Annotated in this window: 1 pseudogene; it reads left to right on the forward strand. The window is 52.3% G+C overall.

Annotated features, from left to right (window positions below):
- Positions 1–48 precede the first annotated feature (48 nt).
- Positions 49–243: pseudogene (locus SB775_RS33005) on the forward strand (hypothetical protein); the annotation flags it as partial.

A 243-nucleotide genomic window follows, 5' to 3' on the forward strand; every position in this document is an offset into this window, starting at 1 on the left:
GAGTTTTGTGGCCATGAAAGCCATCGCCTTTGCGGTAGGGGGTGTCTTATGGTGAAACATTTCTCGCAGAAATTGGCATGGGCGCTATTGATGGGCTTATTGTTGATCGCCTGTGGCATGCCGGCTTTCGCGCAGGCCGCTGACTTGATTTACGATGAAGCCGGCTTGCTCAGTGGCGAAGAAGCGCAGGAATTGGAAGCCCTAGCAGAACAATACGACGCAGAACAAGACGTCGATTTTCTG

It is taken from the genome of Peribacillus sp. SIMBA_075 (assembly GCF_046534585.1).